General features: G+C 58.1%; 15 protein-coding genes. All 15 read left to right on the forward strand.

Translation table 11 applies throughout. The features are described 5' to 3' along the window. The first annotated feature begins 9 nt into the window (after positions 1–9). On the forward strand, positions 10–1,776 hold the full coding sequence (locus ACUW6V_RS13395) for a peptidoglycan glycosyltransferase FtsI (RefSeq protein ID WP_007783870.1): 1,767 nt from the start codon (positions 10–12) through the stop codon (positions 1,774–1,776). Beyond that, a complete protein-coding gene (gene murE / locus ACUW6V_RS13400; protein ID WP_038879633.1) occupies positions 1,763–3,250 on the forward strand; it encodes a UDP-N-acetylmuramoyl-L-alanyl-D-glutamate--2,6-diaminopimelate ligase in 1,488 nt (495 codons plus the stop codon). Before ACUW6V_RS13395 ends, murE begins: the two co-directional genes overlap by 14 nt. Then, positions 3,247–4,605: a UDP-N-acetylmuramoyl-tripeptide--D-alanyl-D-alanine ligase gene (gene murF, locus ACUW6V_RS13405; protein ID WP_454038472.1), complete on the forward strand. Its 1,359-nt coding sequence runs from the start codon at positions 3,247–3,249 to the stop codon at positions 4,603–4,605. Before murE ends, murF begins: the two co-directional genes overlap by 4 nt. Next, on the forward strand, positions 4,599–5,681 hold the full coding sequence (gene mraY, locus ACUW6V_RS13410; protein ID WP_004386403.1) for a phospho-N-acetylmuramoyl-pentapeptide-transferase: 1,083 nt from the start codon (positions 4,599–4,601) through the stop codon (positions 5,679–5,681). Before murF ends, mraY begins: the two co-directional genes overlap by 7 nt. A 2-nt stretch (positions 5,682–5,683) precedes the next feature. Further along, positions 5,684–7,000 carry a UDP-N-acetylmuramoyl-L-alanine--D-glutamate ligase gene (gene murD / locus ACUW6V_RS13415; RefSeq protein ID WP_004386401.1) on the forward strand — a complete coding sequence of 439 codons (1,317 nt, stop codon included), beginning with the start codon at positions 5,684–5,686 and terminating at the stop codon, positions 6,998–7,000. Beyond that, positions 7,000–8,244: a cell division protein FtsW gene (gene ftsW / locus ACUW6V_RS13420; RefSeq protein WP_004386400.1), complete on the forward strand. Its 1,245-nt coding sequence runs from the start codon at positions 7,000–7,002 to the stop codon at positions 8,242–8,244. The genes murD and ftsW overlap by 1 nt, the downstream gene beginning before the upstream one ends. Beyond that, positions 8,241–9,308 carry an undecaprenyldiphospho-muramoylpentapeptide beta-N-acetylglucosaminyltransferase gene (murG, locus tag ACUW6V_RS13425; protein WP_069681575.1) on the forward strand — a complete coding sequence of 356 codons (1,068 nt, stop codon included), beginning with the start codon at positions 8,241–8,243 and terminating at the stop codon, positions 9,306–9,308. Before ftsW ends, murG begins: the two co-directional genes overlap by 4 nt. A gap of 67 nt (positions 9,309–9,375) precedes the next feature. Then, positions 9,376–10,842, forward strand: a complete 1,467-nt coding sequence (gene murC, locus ACUW6V_RS13430) for a UDP-N-acetylmuramate--L-alanine ligase (RefSeq protein ID WP_007892894.1) — start codon at positions 9,376–9,378, stop codon at positions 10,840–10,842. Next, entirely contained in the window at positions 10,835–11,755 is a 921-nt protein-coding gene (locus ACUW6V_RS13435; protein ID WP_097649879.1) for a D-alanine--D-alanine ligase, read from the forward strand. The genes murC and ACUW6V_RS13435 overlap by 8 nt, the downstream gene beginning before the upstream one ends. A 1-nt stretch (position 11,756) precedes the next feature. Continuing rightward, positions 11,757–12,587: a cell division protein FtsQ gene (ftsQ, locus tag ACUW6V_RS13440; RefSeq protein WP_004388395.1), complete on the forward strand. Its 831-nt coding sequence runs from the start codon at positions 11,757–11,759 to the stop codon at positions 12,585–12,587. After that, entirely contained in the window at positions 12,584–13,840 is a 1,257-nt protein-coding gene (gene ftsA / locus ACUW6V_RS13445) for a cell division protein FtsA (RefSeq protein ID WP_004388394.1), read from the forward strand. The genes ftsQ and ftsA overlap by 4 nt, the downstream gene beginning before the upstream one ends. Positions 13,841–13,903: 63 nt before the next feature. Beyond that, positions 13,904–15,055 carry a cell division protein FtsZ gene (gene ftsZ / locus ACUW6V_RS13450; RefSeq protein ID WP_004388393.1) on the forward strand — a complete coding sequence of 384 codons (1,152 nt, stop codon included), beginning with the start codon at positions 13,904–13,906 and terminating at the stop codon, positions 15,053–15,055. 101 nt (positions 15,056–15,156) lie between these two features. Next, on the forward strand, positions 15,157–16,074 hold the full coding sequence (gene lpxC / locus ACUW6V_RS13455; RefSeq protein ID WP_004388392.1) for a UDP-3-O-acyl-N-acetylglucosamine deacetylase: 918 nt from the start codon (positions 15,157–15,159) through the stop codon (positions 16,072–16,074). A 277-nt stretch (positions 16,075–16,351) separates the two neighbouring features. Beyond that, a complete protein-coding gene (gene secM, locus ACUW6V_RS13460) occupies positions 16,352–16,855 on the forward strand; it encodes a secA translation cis-regulator SecM (RefSeq protein WP_071601446.1) in 504 nt (167 codons plus the stop codon). A 57-nt stretch (positions 16,856–16,912) separates the two neighbouring features. Continuing rightward, positions 16,913–19,618 (forward strand): preprotein translocase subunit SecA, encoded by a 2,706-nt coding sequence (gene secA / locus ACUW6V_RS13465; protein WP_012125761.1) that lies wholly within the window; start codon positions 16,913–16,915, stop codon positions 19,616–19,618. Positions 19,619–19,658 lie beyond the last annotated feature (40 nt).

The raw sequence follows: 19,658 nt of genomic DNA on the forward strand, positions 1-19,658 counted from the left end.
ACCAGGCGAATGAAAGCAGCAGCAAAGACGCTTAAACCAAAACGTCAGGAAGAACAGGCCAACTTTATCAGTTGGCGTTTTGCGTTGCTTTGCGGCTGCATTTTGCTGGCTCTGGCGTTTCTGCTGGCGCGCGTCGCCTGGTTGCAGATTATTGACCCGGATATGCTGGTGCGTCAGGGGGATATGCGCTCGCTGCGCGTGCAGGAGGTTTCTACCGCGCGAGGCATGATAACCGACCGCTCCGGCCGACCGCTCGCGGTCAGCGTGCCGGTAAAAGCTATCTGGGCTGACCCGAAAGAGCTGCACGACGCAGGCGGCATTACGCTCGACAACCGCTGGAAGGCGCTCTCCGACGCGCTGAAAATTCCGCTCGATCAACTGGCCGCGCGCGTAAACGCCAACCCGAAAGGCCGCTTTATCTATCTCGCGCGCCAGGTCAACCCGGACATTGGCGATTACATCAAAAAGCTTAAGCTCCCTGGTATTCACCTGCGCGAAGAGTCGCGCCGTTACTATCCTTCCGGCGCAGTGACCGCTCACCTCATCGGCTTTACCAACGTCGACAGCCAGGGGATCGAGGGCGTCGAAAAAAGCTTCGATAAATGGCTCACCGGCCAGCCCGGCGAGCGTATCGTGCGTAAAGACCGCTATGGCCGCGTCATTGAGGATATCTCCTCGACCGACAGCCAGGCGGCGCACAACCTGGCGCTCAGCATTGACGAACGCCTCCAGGCGCTGGTTTACCGTGAGCTAAACAACGCCGTCGCGTTCAACAAGGCGGAATCCGGCAGCGCCGTGCTGGTGGATGTAAACACCGGCGAAGTGCTGGCGATGGCCAACAGCCCCTCTTATAACCCGAACAACATCACCGGCACGCCGAAAGACGTAATGCGTAACCGCACCATTACGGACGTTTTCGAGCCAGGTTCTACGGTGAAACCGATGGTGGTCATGACGGCGCTGCAACGCGGCGTGGTTCAGGAAAATACGGTGCTCAACACCGTTCCGTACCGCATTAACGGTCACGAGATTAAAGACGTCGCCCGCTACAGCGAGCTGACCCTTACCGGGGTGTTACAGAAGTCGAGTAACGTCGGGGTTTCTAAACTGGCGTTAGCGATGCCCTCCTCAGCGTTAGTGGATACTTACTCACGCTTTGGACTTGGAAAGTCGACCAATCTGGGGCTGGTCGGAGAACGCAGTGGCTTATTCCCACAAAAACAACGGTGGTCTGACATAGAGAGGGCCACCTTCTCATTCGGCTACGGGCTAATGGTAACCCCGTTACAGTTAGCGCGAGTCTACGCGACCATCGGCAGCTACGGCGTCTACCGCCCGCTGTCGATTACTAAAGTCGATCCGCCCGTGCCGGGCGAGCGCATTTTCCCGGAATCTATCGTGCGCACCGTGGTGCATATGATGGAAAGCGTGGCGCTGCCTGGCGGCGGCGGGGTGAAGGCGGCGATCAAGGGCTACCGCATTGCGATTAAAACCGGTACGGCGAAAAAAGTCGGGCCGGACGGGCGTTATATCAACAAATACATTGCTTACACCGCAGGCGTTGCACCTGCCAGCAATCCGCGTTTCGCGCTGGTGGTGGTGATTAACGATCCGCAGGCGGGCAAATACTACGGCGGCGCCGTTTCCGCGCCGGTCTTCGGTGCCATCATGGGCGGCGTGTTGCGCACCATGAACATCGAGCCGGATGCGCTGACAACGGGCGAAAAAAGTGAATTCGTAATTAATCGAGAAGAGGGAACAGGTGGCAGATCGTAATTTGCGCGACCTTCTCGCTCCGTGGGTAGCTGGTCTGCCTGCGCGAGCTCTGCGGGAGATGACCCTGGACAGCCGCGTGGCGGCGGCGGGGGATCTCTTTGTGGCGGTGGTCGGTCATCAGGCGGACGGGCGTCGGTATATCCCGCAGGCGATAGCGCAAGGTGTAGCTGCCATCGTCGCCGAAGCGAAAGGCGAGGCGACGGACGGCGAAGTCCGTGAGATCCACGGCGTGCCGGTTATCTATTTAAGCCAGCTGAACGAGCGTCTCTCGGCGCTGGCGGGGCGTTTTTATGATGAGCCATCCGAGCGTCTGCGCCTGATTGGCGTGACGGGCACCAACGGTAAAACCACCACCACGCAGCTTATCGCGCAGTGGTGCCAACGGCTGGGCGAAACCAGCGCCGTCATGGGTACCGTGGGCAACGGGCTGCTTGGCAAAGTGATCCCGACGGAAAATACCACCGGCTCTGCGGTGGACGTTCAGCATGTGCTGTCAGGGCTCGCCTCTCAGGGCGCGACCGTGGCCGCGATGGAAGTCTCGTCCCACGGTCTGGTACAGCATCGCGTGGCGGCACTGAAATTCGCCGCCACGGTATTTACCAATTTAAGCCGCGATCATCTCGACTATCACGGCGATATGGAACATTACGAAGCGGCAAAATGGCTACTGTTTTCCGCACACCATTACGGACAGGCGGTGATCAACGCCGATGATGAAGTGGGCCGCCGGTGGCTGGCGAAGCTGCCGGATGCCGTCGCGGTATCAATGGAAAACAACATTAATCCGGGCTGTCATGGCCGCTGGCTGCGCGCGGATGCGGTGGAGTATCACGACCGCGGCGCGACGCTGCGCTTTAGCTCCTCATGGGGAGATGGCGAAATCGAAAGCCGCCTGATGGGCGCGTTTAACGTCAGCAATCTATTGCTGGCGCTCGGCACGCTGCTGGCGCTCGGTTACCCGCTCGCCGCGCTGCTCGAAAGCGCGCCGCGCCTCCAGCCGGTTAACGGGCGCATGGAAGTCTTCAGCGCGCCGGGCAAACCGACCGTGGTGGTCGATTACGCGCACACGCCAGACGCGCTCGAAAAAGCGCTGCAGGCCGCGCGTCTGCACTGCGCCGGCAAGCTCTGGTGCGTGTTCGGTTGCGGCGGCGATCGTGATAAAGGCAAACGTCCGCTGATGGGCGCGATTGCCGAGCAATTCGCCGATGTCGTGGTGGTCACTGATGACAACCCACGCACCGAAGATCCGAAGGCGATCATCGCCGATATCCTGACCGGCATGCTGGATGCGGGCCGCGCGCGGGTCGTTGAAGGCCGCGCCGAAGCCGTGACCAACGCCATTATGCAGGCGGCGGAAAACGACGTCGTGCTGCTGGCGGGTAAAGGCCACGAGGATTACCAGATTGTCGGCACCCGCCGACTTGATTATTCCGATCGCGTCACTGCGGCGCGTCTGCTGGGAGCAGTGGCATGATTCGCGTATCTCTGAGCCAGCTTGCCGCCATTCTGAATGGCGAGCTGCACGGCGCCAATGCTGATATCGACGCGGTTACGACCGACACCCGCAAACTGACGCCAGGCTGCCTGTTTGTGGCGCTGAAAGGCGAGCGTTTCGACGCGCACGATTTTGCCGACCAGGCGCAGGCGGGCGGCGCGGGCGCGCTGCTGGTGAGCCGCAAGCTGGATATCGACCTGCCGCAGCTGGTGGTCGCCGACACGCGTCTGGCGTTTGGCGAACTGGCGGCGTGGGTCAGACAACAGGTGCCCGCGCGCGTGGTCGCGCTGACGGGCTCTTCCGGTAAAACCTCGGTGAAAGAGATGACCGCCGCTATTCTTGGCGAGTGCGGCAACACGCTCTACACCGCAGGCAATCTGAATAATGACATCGGCGTACCGATGACGCTGCTGCGTCTCACGCCGGAGCACGAATACGCGGTGATTGAGCTTGGTGCGAACCATCAGGGCGAAATCGCCTGGACCGTAAGCCTGACGCGCCCGGAAGCCGCGCTGGTCAATAACCTGGCGGCGGCGCATCTGGAAGGTTTCGGCTCGCTCGCGGGCGTGGCTAAAGCCAAGGGTGAAATCTTCACTGGCTTGCCGGCAAACGGCATCGCGATTCTGAACGCTGATAATAACGACTGGCTGAACTGGCAGAGCGTCATTGGCGATCGCAAGGTCTGGCGCTTCTCGCCAAATCTCGATACCAGCGATTTCAGCGCCACCAATATTCATATCACCAGCCACGGCACGGAGTTTACGCTGCGTACGCCAACGGGCGACGTGGACGTTCTGCTGCCGCTGCCAGGGCGTCACAACATCGCTAACGCGCTCGCCGCCTCGGCACTGGCGATGGCCGTCGGCGCGCCGCTTGAGGCGATTAAAGCCGGTCTTGCGAAGCTCAAAGCAGTGCCAGGGCGTCTGTTCCCGGTGCATCTCGCTGAAAACCAGTTACTGCTGGATGACAGCTACAACGCCAACGTCGGCTCTATGACCGCGGCCGCGCAGGTGCTCTCTGAAATGCCCGGCTATCGCGTGATGGTGGTGGGCGACATGGCGGAGCTTGGCGATGAAGCCGAAGCCTGCCATCAGCAGGTGGGCGAAGCGGCGAAAGCCGCAGGCATCGATAAAGTCCTGAGCGTCGGCACCCTCAGCGAAGGCATCAGCCGCGCCAGCGGCGTAGGCGAACATTTCCGCGATAAGCAGGCCGTGATTGCACGCCTGAAGACGCTTATCAACGAGCATTCCATTATTACCCTTTTAGTGAAAGGTTCACGTAGTGCTGCCATGGAAGAGGTGGTGCGCGCATTACAGGAGAACAGGACATGTTAGTGTGGCTGGCCGAGCATCTGGTCAAATATTATTCCGGCTTTAACGTCTTTTCGTATCTGACGTTTCGCGCCATCGTCAGCCTGCTGACCGCGCTGTTTATTTCGTTATGGATGGGACCGCGCCTGATCGCGCATTTACAGAAGCTTTCCTTCGGGCAGGTTGTGCGTAACGACGGCCCGGAGTCGCATTTCAGCAAACGCGGCACGCCGACCATGGGCGGCATCATGATCCTCACCTCTATTGTGGTGTCGGTGCTGCTGTGGGCTTATCCGTCGAATCCGTATGTCTGGTGCGTGCTGTTTGTGCTGGTCGGTTACGGCGCGGTGGGCTTCGTTGATGATTACCGCAAGGTGGTGCGTAAAGACACCAAAGGCCTGATCGCCCGCTGGAAATATTTCTGGATGTCGCTGATTGCCCTGACGGTGGCGTTTGCGCTCTACATCACCGGTAAAGGTACGCCTGCAACAGAACTGGTGGTGCCGTTCTTTAAAGACGTGATGCCGCAGCTCGGCATTTTCTATGTGCTGCTCGCTTATTTCGTGATTGTCGGGACCGGCAACGCGGTAAACCTGACGGACGGTCTGGACGGCCTCGCCATTATGCCTACCGTACTGGTGGCAGGCGGTTTCGCGCTGGTGGCGTGGGCGACAGGTAACATGAATTTCGCAAGCTACCTGCATATTCCGTATCTGCGTCACGCGGGTGAGCTGGTGATTGTCTGCACCGCGATTGTCGGCGCGGGTCTGGGCTTTCTGTGGTTTAACACCTATCCGGCGCAGGTCTTTATGGGTGATGTCGGCTCGCTGGCCTTAGGCGGCGCGCTCGGCATAATCGCCGTGCTGCTGCGTCAGGAGTTCCTGCTGGTGATTATGGGCGGCGTTTTCGTGGTGGAAACCCTGTCGGTCATCCTGCAGGTGGGCTCCTTTAAGCTGCGCGGACAGCGCATTTTCCGCATGGCGCCGATTCATCACCACTATGAACTAAAAGGCTGGCCGGAGCCGCGCGTGATCGTGCGCTTCTGGGTGATTTCGCTGATGCTGGTGCTGATTGGCCTGGCTACGCTTAAGGTACGTTAAACATGGCAGATTATCAGGGTAAAAAAGTCGTCATCATCGGGCTTGGGTTAACCGGCCTTTCCTGCGTGGACTTTTTCCTGGCGCGCGGCGTGACGCCGCGCGTGATGGATACCCGAATCTCCCCGCCGGGGCTGGATAAGCTGCCGGAAGAGGTGGAGCGCCATCTCGGCTCGCTCAATGAAAACTGGCTGATGAACGCCGATCTGATCGTCGCAAGCCCTGGCATCGCTCTCGCGCATCCGGCGCTGAGCGCGGCGGCAGAAGCAGGCGTTGAGATTGTTGGCGATATCGAACTGTTCTGTCGCGAAGCGCAGGCACCTGTCATCGCCATTACCGGCTCGAACGGCAAAAGCACCGTAACGACGCTGGTGGGCGAAATGGCGAAAGCGGCGGGTGTTAACGTGGGCGTGGGTGGCAATATTGGCCTGCCCGCGCTGATGCTGCTGGAAGAGGGCCGCGAGCTGTATGTGCTTGAGCTTTCCAGCTTCCAGCTCGAAACCACCTTTAGCCTGAAGGCCGCCGCCGCGACCATTCTTAACGTCACCGAAGATCATATGGATCGTTATCCGCTCGGGTTGCAGCAGTATCGTGCGGCGAAGTTACGGATATATGAAAACGCGACGGTGTGCGTGGTAAACGCCGACGACGCGTTGACCATGCCGGTACGCGGCGCGGACGAGCGCTGCGTGAGCTTCGGCATTGATGTCGGGGATTATCACCTTAACCGTCAGCAGGGCGAAATCTGGCTGCGCGTGCGGGGCGAGAAAGTCCTTAACGTGAAAGAGATGAAGCTCGTTGGCCAGCATAACTACACCAACGCCCTGGCGGCGCTGGCGCTGGCGGATGCCGCAGGCCTGCCGCGCGCCAGTAGCCTGAAAGCGCTGACGACGTTTGGCGGCCTGGCGCACCGTTTCCAGCTCGCTTATGAGCATAACGGCGTGCGCTGGATTAACGATTCCAAAGCCACCAATGTCGGCAGCACCGAGGCGGCGCTCAACGGCCTGCATCTCGACGGCACGCTGCATTTGCTGCTGGGCGGCGACGGCAAATCCGCCGATTTCTCGCCGCTCGCGCATTACCTGACGGGCGATCGTGTGCGTCTGTATTGCTTTGGCCGTGACGGCGACGCGCTGGCGGCGCTGCGCCCTGAAATCTCCGAGCGCATGGACACCATGGAAGAGGCGATGAAAGTCATCGCCGGACGCGTTCAGCCAGGCGACATGGTCCTGCTCTCGCCCGCCTGCGCGAGCCTCGATCAGTTTAAAAACTTCGAACAGCGCGGCGACGTGTTTACGCGTCTTGCGAAGGAGCTTGGCTGATGCGCTTATCGCTCCCACGCCTTCGCCTGCCGCGGTTCCCCGGAATGGGCATTCTTGCCTGGATTTTCCGGGCGCTTCGCGGCTGGGTGATGGGCTCTCGCGAGAAAGACACCACCAGCCTTGTGATGTACGACCGTACGCTGCTCTGGCTGACGCTGGGGCTGGCGGCGATTGGCTTCATCATGGTGACGTCAGCGTCGATGCCGGTTGGTCAGCGTCTGGCGAACGATCCGTTCCTGTTCGCCAAGCGTGACGGTATCTATCTGCTGCTGGCGTTTGGCCTGGCGCTGATTACGCTGCGCCTGCCGATGGAGTTCTGGCAGCGCCACAGCGCGGCGATGCTTATCGCCTCAATTGTGATGCTGCTTATCGTGCTCGTGGTGGGCAGTTCGGTGAACGGTGCGTCGCGCTGGATTGCGCTCGGCCCGCTGCGTATTCAGCCGGCGGAATTCTCCAAGCTATCGCTCTTTTGTTATCTGTCGAACTACCTGGTGCGTAAGGTCGATGAAGTGCGCAACAACCTGCGCGGCTTCTTAAAACCGATGGGCGTCATTCTGGTGATGGCGGTACTGCTGCTGGCACAGCCTGACCTCGGTACGGTGGTAGTGCTATTTGTGACGACGCTTGCGATGCTCTTTCTCGCAGGCGCCAAGCTCTGGCAGTTCATCGCGATTATCGGCATGGGCATTTCAGCGGTCGTGCTGCTGATCCTTGCCGAGCCTTACCGTATTCGCCGCGTAACGTCGTTCTGGAACCCGTGGGAAGATCCCTTCGGTAGCGGCTACCAGCTGACCCAGTCGCTGATGGCGTTTGGCCGCGGCGAGTTGTGGGGGCAGGGGCTTGGGAATTCGGTGCAGAAACTGGAGTATTTACCCGAAGCGCATACCGACTTCATCTTCTCCATTATTGGGGAAGAACTGGGATATATCGGTGTGGTACTGGCGCTTTTGATGGTATTCTTCGTGGCTTTTCGCGCCATGTCGATAGGGCGTCGCGCGCTGGAAACCGATCAGCGTTTCGCGGGCTTTTTGGCCTGTTCTATCGGTATCTGGTTTAGTTTCCAGGCGCTGGTTAACGTCGGCGCGGCGGCGGGTATGCTGCCGACCAAAGGCCTGACGCTGCCGCTTATCAGTTACGGCGGTTCGAGCCTGTTGATTATGTCGACGGCGATTATGTTGTTGTTACGCATAGATTATGAAACGCGTCTGGAGAAAGCGCAGGCGTTTACACGAGGTTCACGATGAGTGGTCAACCAAAGCGGCTGATGGTGATGGCGGGCGGAACGGGCGGACACGTCTTTCCAGGCCTTGCCGTAGCGCACCATCTGATGGCGCAGGGATGGCAGGTTCGCTGGCTGGGGACCGCCGATCGCATGGAAGCAGACCTGGTGCCGAAACACGGCATTGAGATCGATTTTATCCGGATCTCCGGCCTGCGTGGAAAAGGTGTGAAAGCGCTGCTGCTGGCCCCGGTGCGTATTTTTAACGCCTGGCGGCAGGCGCGGGCGATCATGAAACGTTTTAAGCCCGATGTGGTGCTGGGCATGGGCGGCTATGTATCCGGCCCTGGCGGGCTGGCGGCGTGGTCGCTCGGTATTCCTGTCGTCCTGCATGAGCAGAACGGCATCGCGGGGCTGACCAACAAATGGCTCGCGAAAATCGCGAGCCGCGTGATGCAGGCGTTCCCCGGCGCGTTCCCGAAGGCGGAAGTGGTGGGCAACCCGGTGCGCACCGACGTGCTGGCGCTGCCGCTGCCGCAGGCGCGTCTCGCGGGCCGTGAAGGTCCGGTGCGCGTGCTGGTGGTTGGCGGCTCGCAGGGCGCGCGCATCCTGAACCAGACGATGCCGCAGGTCGCGGCGCGTCTGAGCGATGCCGTGACTATCTGGCATCAGAGCGGTAAAGGCGCGCAGGCGGAGGTTCAGCAGGCGTACGCGGCTGCGAGCCAGCCGCAGCATAAAGTGACCGAATTTATCGATGATATGGCGGCAGCCTACGCGTGGGCGGATGTGGTGGTATGCCGCTCCGGCGCGCTGACGGTGAGCGAAATCGCCGCCGCCGGGCTGCCGGCGCTGTTTGTGCCGTTTCAGCATAAAGACCGGCAGCAATACTGGAATGCGCTGCCGCTTGAGAAAGCGGGTGCGGCGAAGATTCTGGAGCAGCCGCAGTTTACCGTCGACGCGGTAAGCGAGACGCTGAAAGGGTGGGATCGCGCCACGCTGCTTGAAATGGCTGAGCGGGCAAGAGCGGCCGCCATTCCCGACGCGACCGAAAGGGTCGCAGATGAAGTACGCGCGGTCGCCCGCGCGTGACGATTGCGGATAATGTTTGTTCCGCGTGATTGATGATGTTATGGCGTTTGCCAAAGGCTTTTAAAGAATGAATACACAACAACTGGCGAAACTGCGTTCTATCGTGCCCGAGATGCGTCGCGTCCGGCACATTCACTTCGTTGGCATCGGCGGCGCCGGCATGGGCGGCATTGCGGAAGTGCTGGCGAATGAAGGCTACCAGATCAGCGGGTCCGATCTGGCGCCGAACGCTGTCACGCAGCAGTTGACGGCGCTGGGCGCCACCATTTATTTCAACCATCGCCCGGAAAACGTGCTCGACGCGAGCGTGGTGGTGGTGTCGAGCGCTATCTCTGCGGATAACCCGGAGATCGTGGCGGCGCATGAGGCGCGTATTCCGGTTATCCGCCGCGCCGAGATGCTGGCGGAGCTGATGCGTTTTCGTCACGGTATCGCGGTTGCCGGTACGCATGGCAAAACGACGACCACTGCGATGGTATCGAGTATTTATGCCGAAGCGGGCCTCGACCCGACGTTCGTTAACGGCGGTCTGGTGAAAGCGGCGGGGACGCACGCGCGCCTCGGCAACAGCCGTTATCTGATTGCCGAAGCTGACGAGAGTGACGCGTCATTCCTGCATTTGCAGCCGATGGTCGCGATTGTGACCAATATCGAAGCCGACCATATGGACACCTATCATGGCGACTTTGAGAACCTGAAACAGACGTTTATTAACTTCCTGCATAACCTGCCGTTTTATGGCCGTGCGGTGATGTGTGTTGATGACCCGGTGATCCGCGAGCTGCTGCCGCGCGTCGGGCGTCAAATTACCACTTATGGTTTCAGCGAAGATGCCGATGTACGTGTGGAAAATTATCGCCAGACCGGCGCGCAGGGGCACTTCACGCTGGTGCGTCAGGACAAGCCGGAACTGCACGTAACGCTGAACGCGCCAGGCCGCCATAACGCGCTGAACGCGGCGGCGGCGGTGTCCGTAGCGACGGAAGAGGGGATTGAAGACGATGCCATTCTGCGCGCGCTGGAAAGCTTCCAGGGCACCGGACGTCGTTTTGACTTCCTGGGCGAGTTCCCGCTGGCAAACGTCAACGGTAAATCCGGCACGGCGATGCTGGTCGATGACTACGGCCATCATCCGACAGAAGTGGATGCGACCGTGCGCGCCGCCCGTGCAGGCTGGCCGGAGAAAAATCTGGTGATGATTTTCCAGCCGCACCGTTATACCCGCACGCGCGATCTCTATGACGATTTCGCTAATGTTCTGTCGCAGGTGGATGTGCTGCTGATGCTGGATGTCTATCCGGCGGGCGAAGCGCCGATTCCGGGCGCCGACAGCCGTTCGCTGTGCCGTACTATCCGTGCGCGCGGCAAAGTGGACCCGATTCTGGTCTCCGATCCGGCGCAGGTCGCCGCGATGCTGGCACCGGTACTGTCGGGCAACGATTTGATTCTGGTTCAGGGCGCGGGCAATATCGGTAAAATCGCGCGCCAGCTGGCGGAAGCGAAGCTGCAACCCGAGGAGAACGCGCATGGCTGAAAAAATCGCTGTACTGCTGGGCGGTCACTCGGCGGAACGTGACGTTTCCCTGCAATCCGGCAGCGCGGTGCTTGCGGGCCTGAAAGAGGCGGGCGTTGACGCGTACGCTGTCGATCCGCGCGATGTGTGCGTGACGACGCTGAAAGAAGAAGGTTTCGATAAAGTCTTTATCGCGCTGCATGGTCGCGGCGGTGAAGACGGTACGCTGCAGGGGATGCTGGAGTATCTCGGCCTGCCTTATACCGGCAGCGGCGTGATGGCGTCGGCCATCACCATGGATAAATTGCGCACCAAACTGCTCTGGCAGGGCGCGGGTTTACCGGTAGCGCCGTGGGTGGCCCTGGAGCGTCGGGATATCACCGGTGGCCTTAGCGAGGCATTAAGCGCGCGTATCGCGGCGCTGGGCCTGCCGGTTATCGTAAAGCCGAGCCGTGAAGGCTCAAGCGTCGGCATGTCGAAAGTGGACAGCGCAGAAGCGTTACTGCCCGCGCTCGAACTGGCGTTTGAACACGACAGCGAAGTGCTGGTGGAGAAATGGCTGAGCGGCCCGGAATTTACGGTCGCCATCCTCGGCGATGAAATTCTGCCTTCGATCCGCATTCAGCCTGCTGGCGTGTTTTACGACTACGAGGCGAAGTATCTCTCGGACGAGACGCAATATTTTTGTCCGGCGGGCATTGATGCCGAACGCGAGCAGGCGTTACAGGCGCTGGTGATGAACGCCTGGCGTGTGCTGGGCTGCCGGGGCTGGGGCCGCGTGGACGTGATGCAGGACAGCGACGGTGAGTTTTATCTGCTTGAGGTAAACACCGCGCCTGGCATGACCAGCCATAGTCTGGTGCCAATGGCGGCGCGTCAGGCGGGGATGAGCTTCTCGCAACTGGTGGTGCGTATTCTGGAGCTGGCGAACTGATATGTCGCAGGCTGCGCTGAACACGAAAAATCGTCCTGAAGAAAATACGGTTTCGCGCCGTAATAATGGGACCCGTCTCGCAGGTATCGTCTTTCTGCTGGCGGTCGTGTTAACCGTGATATTCGGCGGCTGGATGGTGCTGGGGTGGATGGAAGACGCCCAGCGCCTGCCGCTTTCAAAGCTGGTGGTAACGGGCGAGCGCCATTACACCCGCAATGATGATATTCGCCAGTCCATCCTGGCGCTGGGCGCGCCAGGCACGTTTATGACGCAGGACGTGAATATCATCCAGAATCAGATAGAACGTTTGCCGTGGATCAAGCAGGCAAGCGTAAGAAAGCAATGGCCGGACGAATTGAAGATTCATCTGGTTGAATATGTGCCGATAGCACGCTGGAATGACCAGCACATGATCGACACCGACGGAACGTCCTTCAGCGTGCCGTCCGATCGCGCCAGTAAGCAGACCTTACCGCTGCTCTATGGCCCTGAAGGTAGTGAGAACGAAGTGCTGCAAGGTTTTCGCGCCATGGGCCAGGTGCTGGCGAAAGATAAATTTACACTGAAGGAAGCGGCGATGACCGCGCGTCGCTCCTGGCAGGTGACGTTGAGCAATAATATCAAGCTCAATCTTGGCCGGGATGACACAATGAAACGCCTGGAACGCTTTGTAGAGCTGTACCCGGTTCTGCAACAGCAAGCGCAAACTGACCATAAGCAGATAAGCTATGTCGATTTACGCTACGACTCCGGCGCGGCGGTCGGCTGGGAGCCGGCCCCCACTGAGGAAACTAATCAGCAACAGAATCAGGCACAGGCAGAGCAACAATGATTAAGGCGACGGACAGAAAACTGGTAGTTGGACTGGAGATTGGCACTGCGAAGGTCGCCGCTTTGGTAGGGGAAGTTCTGCCCGACGGTATGATCAATATCATTGGCGTGGGAAGCTGTCCGTCCCGCGGGATGGACAAAGGCGGCGTTAACGATCTGGAATCGGTGGTGAAGTGCGTTCAGCGCGCGATAGATCAGGCCGAACTGATGGCGGATTGCCAGATATCTTCCGTCTATCTGGCGCTTTCCGGCAAGCATATTAGCTGCCAGAACGAAATCGGCATGGTGCCGATCTCCGAAGAGGAAGTGACGCAGGAAGATGTTGAAAATGTTGTCCATACCGCAAAATCAGTACGCGTACGCGATGAACATCGCGTATTGCATGTGATTCCTCAGGAATACGCTATTGATTACCAGGAAGGGATTAAAAACCCGGTTGGCTTATCCGGCGTTCGCATGCAGGCGAAAGTACATTTAATCACCTGCCACAATGACATGGCGAAAAACATCGTCAAGGCAGTGGAACGTTGCGGCCTGAAAGTTGACCAACTTATTTTCGCGGGCCTGGCCTCAAGCTACTCCGTCTTAACGGAAGATGAGCGTGAGCTGGGCGTCTGCGTGGTGGATATCGGCGGTGGTACAATGGATATCGCGGTCTACACCGGCGGTGCGCTGCGTCATACTAAAGTGATTCCGTATGCCGGTAACGTGGTGACCAGCGATATCGCATATGCTTTCGGCACACCGCCGAGCGATGCCGAGGCGATTAAAGTGCGCCATGGCTGCGCGCTCGGGTCGCTGGTCGGTAAAGACGAGAGCGTTGAAGTGCCGAGCGTGGGCGGTCGTCCGCCGCGCAGCCTGCAGCGCCAGACGCTGGCAGAAGTGATTGAACCGCGTTATACCGAGCTGCTTAATCTGGTCAACGAAGAAATTTTGCAATTGCAGGAGCAGCTTCGCCAGCAAGGCGTGAAACATCATCTTGCGGCGGGGATTGTATTAACCGGCGGCGCGGCGCAAATTGAAGGTCTGGCGGCGTGTGCGCAGCGGGTGTTCCATACGCAGGTGCGTATCGGACAACCCTTAAATATTACTGGCCTTACCGATTACGCCCAGGAGCCTTACTACTCCACGGCGGTGGGTTTACTTCACTATGGTAAAGAATCGCATTTAAGCGGTGAGGCGGAAGTGGAAAAACGGACTTCAGTCGGCTCGTGGATCAAACGGATCAACAGCTGGCTGCGAAAAGAGTTTTAATTTTTTTCAGAGACCAGACAAAATTATCGGTCTCAGGCGAAAGGCACAAAACGGAGAGACATTATGTTTGAACCTATGGAACTGACCAACGACGCGGTGATTAAAGTCATCGGCGTCGGTGGCGGCGGCGGTAATGCCGTAGAACATATGGTGCGCGAGCGCATCGAAGGTGTTGAGTTCTTCGCAGTCAACACCGATGCCCAGGCACTGCGTAAAACCGCAGTCGGCCAGACCATCCAGATTGGTAGCGGCATCACTAAAGGTCTGGGTGCGGGCGCAAACCCGGAAGTCGGTCGTAACGCTGCGGAAGAAGACCGCGAAGCGCTGCGTGCCGCGTTAGATGGCGCTGACATGGTGTTTATCGCAGCCGGTATGGGCGGCGGTACGGGCACCGGTGCTGCGCCGGTTGTCGCTGAAGTGGCGAAAGACCTCGGCATTCTGACCGTGGCTGTCGTGACCAAGCCGTTTAACTTTGAAGGCAAGAAGCGTATGGCTTTTGCCGAGCAGGGTATTGCCGAGCTCTCCCGTCATGTCGACTCCCTGATCACCATTCCTAACGACAAGCTGCTGAAAGTGCTGGGTCGTGGGATCTCTCTGCTGGACGCGTTTGGTGCTGCGAACGACGTGCTGAAAGGCGCGGTGCAGGGTATCGCCGAGCTGATTACGCGTCCGGGTCTGATGAACGTCGACTTCGCGGACGTGCGTACCGTGATGTCTGAAATGGGCTACGCCATGATGGGCTCGGGTGTGGCAAGCGGCGAAGACCGTGCAGAAGAAGCGGCCGAAATGGCGATCTCCAGCCCGCTGCTGGAAGATATCGATCTGTCCGGCGCGCGCGGCGTTCTGGTCAACATCACGGCGGGCTTTGACCTGCGTCTTGATGAGTTCGAAACCGTGGGTAACACCATCCGTGCCTTCGCATCAGATAACGCGACTGTGGTTATCGGTACGTCTCTCGACCCGGATATGAACGACGAACTGCGCGTGACTGTGGTTGCGACCGGTATCGGCATGGATAAGCGTCCTGAAATCACGCTGGTGACCAATAAGCAGACGCAGCAGCCTGCAATGGATCGTTATCAGCAACACGGTATGGCGCCGCTGACCCAGGAGCAGAAACCGGCTTCTAAAGTGGTTAACGACCCGACGCCGCAGACGGCAAAAGAGCCAGATTATCTGGATATTCCGGCGTTTCTGCGTAAGCAGGCTGATTAAGAATAAGCCGGAAGTTGGGCATATTCGCTCTTTGTGCTAAAATGGCCCACCGGTTGTGATGTACACTATCGGTAAGGTGAATTATTTGGCGAGATTATACGATGATCAAACAAAGGACTCTTAAACGTATCGTTCAGGCGACTGGCGTCGGTTTACATACCGGCAAAAAAGTCACCCTGACGCTGCGCCCTGCGCCGGCAAATACCGGGGTCATCTATCGTCGCACCGACTTGAATCCTCCGGTAGACTTCCCGGCCGATGCCAAATCTGTGCGTGATACCATGCTCTGTACGTGCCTGGTGAATGAGCATGATGTGCGGATTTCTACCGTTGAGCACCTGAACGCCGCGCTGGCTGGCCTCGGTATCGACAACATCATCGTCGAAGTGGATGCGCCTGAAATCCCGATTATGGATGGCAGTGCTGCACCGTTCGTTTACCTGCTCGTTGACGCAGGTATTGATGAGCTGAATGTGGCGAAGAAATTCGTGCGCATTAAAGAAACCGTGCGTGTTGAAGATGGCGATAAGTGGGCGGAATTTAAACCGTACAACGGTTTTTCGCTGGACTTTACCATCGACTTCAACCACCCGGCGATTGATGCGAGCAACCAGCGCTACTGCATGAATTTCTCTGCAGACGCGTTTATGCGCCAGATTAGCCGCGCTCGTACTTTCGGTTTCATGCGTGATATCGAATATCTGCAGTCCCGTGGTTTGTGCCTGGGCGGCAGCTTCGATTGTGCCATCGTTGTTGACGATTATCGCGTACTGAACGAAGACGGCCTGCGTTTTGAAGACGAATTTGTTCGTCACAAAATGCTGGATGCGATTGGTGACCTGTTCATGTGTGGCCACAACATTATCGGCGCGTTTACCGCCTATAAGTCTGGTCATGCGCTGAACAACAAATTGCTGCAGGCGGTTCTTGCGAAACAAGAAGCCTGGGAATATGTCACCTATGAAGACGAGGCTGAACTGCCTCTGGCTTTCAAAGCGCCGTCGCTGGTGCTGGCGTAACAGCATAGTCTGACTAAAGACGACTGGTAGACCAGGTACTCTCTCCGGCCTGTGTTCACCAGTCGTTTTTTATTGCTCTTAAACAGCCATTTTTCTCTTCGCCTTTTACCCTGCTTTACCATCTCCCTCTTGATGATTAACTGCTGGTTTCTTGTGCGGATTGCGTAAGGTATCGCAGTGATACTGCTGCCGCCTCGCGGGAAAGATGGTAATATTTATCCCCTTATTAACAGACAACATAACGCGGGCAAAAGCCGGCGTTATCCGGTGGGTTACAGTGCCTGGTATATTCACGCGTTGGCGACAGTTTGGAAGACGCTATTTCTGGCCGCATCTCCTTTTGGGGATGGTCGCGGCCAGTCTTGGCCTGCCTGCGCTTAATAACAACGCTGAACCCGCCGCGCCTGCCGAGGCCAGCACCAGCCATACCGGTACGCTACGCAGTTTTGATTCACTGGCGCTGATTAGTGAAACCTCGCGTCGCTCTGCGTCATTCGGTGTGGATTACTGGCAGCAGCACGCCATTCGCACCGTTATCCGTCATCTCTCTTTCGCCATGGCGCCTCAGGCGCTGCCGATGGCGATGGAAGAAAGCCTGCCGCTAAATGCACAGCATCTCGCGCTGCTGGACACCCTGAGCGCGATGCTAACGCAGGATTTACAGCCTGCCGCCGCGCAGGTGCAGCCCGCACCGCGTTTGCTTCCTCCTCTTTCTTTTACGGTCTCTGCCTGGATTCGCCAGGTACAGGGTATCCGCGCCGGTCCTCGTCTCCTCGCCTGAGTATTTTCATTCTTATTCATTTACTTTTTGCCTGTGCGAGGCTTCAGAGAATTTATTATGTTGATCAAAATGTTAACCAAGGTATTTGGGAGTCGTAACGATCGTACTTTACGTCGTATGCGTAAGGTCGTTGCGCTTATTAACGGCATGGAACCAGCGCTGGAGAAACTCTCCGATGAAGAGTTGAAAGCGAAAACCGCAGAGTTCCGCGCGCGTCTGGAAAAAGGCGAAACGCTGGAAAACCTGCTGCCGGAAGCGTTCGCGGTGGTGCGTGAAGCAAGCAAGCGCGTCTTCGGCATGCGTCACTTTGACGTTCAGCTGCTGGGCGGCATGGTGCTTAACGATCGCTGCATCGCGGAGATGCGTACCGGTGAAGGTAAAACCCTGACCGCGACGCTGCCAGCTTATCTGAACGCGCTGACCGGCAAAGGCGTTCACGTAGTGACCGTCAACGACTATCTGGCGCAGCGTGACGCCGAAAACAACCGCCCGCTGTTTGAATTTTTAGGCATGAGCGTTGCGGTTAACATGTCCGGCATGCCGGCACCGGCAAAACGCGAAGCCTACGCTGCGGATATCACCTACGGCACCAACAACGAATATGGTTTCGACTATCTGCGCGATAACATGGCGTTCAGCCCGGAAGAGCGCGTGCAGCGTAAGCTTCACTACGCGCTGGTGGATGAAGTTGACTCCATTCTTATCGATGAAGCGCGTACACCGCTGATTATCTCCGGCCCGGCCGAAGACAGCTCCGAGCTTTACAAGAAAGTGAACAAAATCATCCCGCATCTGGTACGTCAGGAGAAAGAAGACTCCGATACGTTCCAGGGCGAAGGCCACTTCTCTGTGGACGAAAAAGCGCGTCAGGTTAACCTGACCGAGCGCGGTCTGGTGTTAGTCGAAGAGCTGCTGGTGAAAGAAGGCATCATGGATGAAGGCGAATCGCTCTACTCGCCGGGCAACATCATGCTGATGCACCACGTGACTGCCGCGCTGCGCGCGCACGTGCTCTTTACCCGCGACGTTGATTACATCGTTAAAGATGGCGAAGTCATTATCGTCGATGAACACACCGGTCGTACCATGCAGGGTCGCCGCTGGTCTGATGGTCTGCATCAGGCGGTGGAAGCCAAAGAGGGCGTGGAGATCCAGAATGAAAACCAGACGCTGGCTTCTATCACCTTCCAGAACTATTTCCGTCTCTATGAAAAACTGGCGGGGATGACCGGTACGGCAGATACCGAAGCGTTTGAATTCAGCTCTATCTATAAGCTCGATACCGTCGTGGTACCGACCAACCGTCCGATGATTCGTAAAGACCTGCCGGATCTGGTCTACATGACCGAAGCCGAGAAAATCGACGCAATCATTGAAGATATCAAAGAGCGCACCGCCAAAGGCCAGCCGGTTCTGGTGGGGACCATCTCTATTGAGAAATCTGAAGTTATCTCTCAGGCGCTCACCAAAGCAGGCATCGAACACAACGTCCTGAACGCCAAATTCCACGCCCGCGAAGCGGATATCGTTGCGCAGGCGGGCTACCCGGGTGCGGTTACCATCGCCACCAATATGGCAGGCCGTGGTACCGACATCATGCTGGGCGGTAGCTGGCAGGCGGAAGTCGCCGAGCTGGAAGCGCCGAGTGAAGAACAGATTGCGCAGATCAAAGCCGACTGGCAGAAACGCCACGACGCGGTGCTGGCCTCAGGTGGCCTGCACATCATCGGTACCGAGCGCCACGAATCGCGTCGTATCGATAACCAGCTGCGTGGCCGTTCTGGCCGTCAGGGCGATCCGGGTTCTTCCCGTTTCTACCTCTCCATGGAAGATGCGCTGATGCGTATTTTCGCCTCGGATCGCGTCGCCAACATGATGCGTAAACTGGGCATGAAGCCGGGCGAAGCGATTGAACACCCGTGGGTGACCAAGGCCATCGCCAACGCGCAGCGCAAAGTGGAAAGCCGCAACTTCGATATCCGTAAGCAACTGCTGGAATATGATGACGTGGCCAATGACCAGCGTCGCGCTATCTACACCCAGCGTAACGAACTGCTGGATGTGGCGGATATCAGCGAAACCATCAACAGCATCCGTGAAGATGTCTTCAAGGCGACCATTGATGCCCATATCCCGCCACAGTCGCTGGAAGAGATGTGGGATATTCCGGGTCTGGAAGAGCGCCTGAAAAACGACTTCGATCTGGAACTGCCGATTGCGCAGTGGCTGGATAAAGAGCCAGAGCTGCACGAAGAAACGCTGCGTGAACGTATTCTGGAAAGCGCGAAAGAAGTGTATGCGCGTAAAGAGGAAGTCGTAGGCGCAGAGATGATGCGTCACTTCGAAAAAGGCGTGATGCTGCAAACCCTGGACTCCCTCTGGAAAGAGCACCTGGCGGCGATGGACTACCTGCGTCAGGGTATTCATCTGCGCGGTTATGCACAGAAAGATCCGAAGCAGGAATATAAGCGCGAATCGTTTGCCATGTTTGCGGCTATGCTGGAATCGCTGAAATATGAAGTAATCAGCACCATCAGCAAAGTGCAGGTGCGCATGCCGGAAGAAGTGGAAGCGATGGAGCAGCAGCGCCGCGAAGAGGCGGAGCGCCTGGCGCAGATGCAGCAGCTCAGCCATCAGGACGACGAAACCGCTGCCGCTGCAGCACTCGCTGAGCAGACCGGCGAGCGTAAAGTCGGCCGCAACGATCCTTGCCCGTGCGGCTCCGGTAAAAAGTATAAGCAGTGCCACGGCCGCTTAAGCTAACCGGTTGTTAACCGACATAAAAGGCGCAGATATCTGCGCC

It is taken from the genome of Cronobacter sp. 153480017-3, from assembly GCF_053627815.1.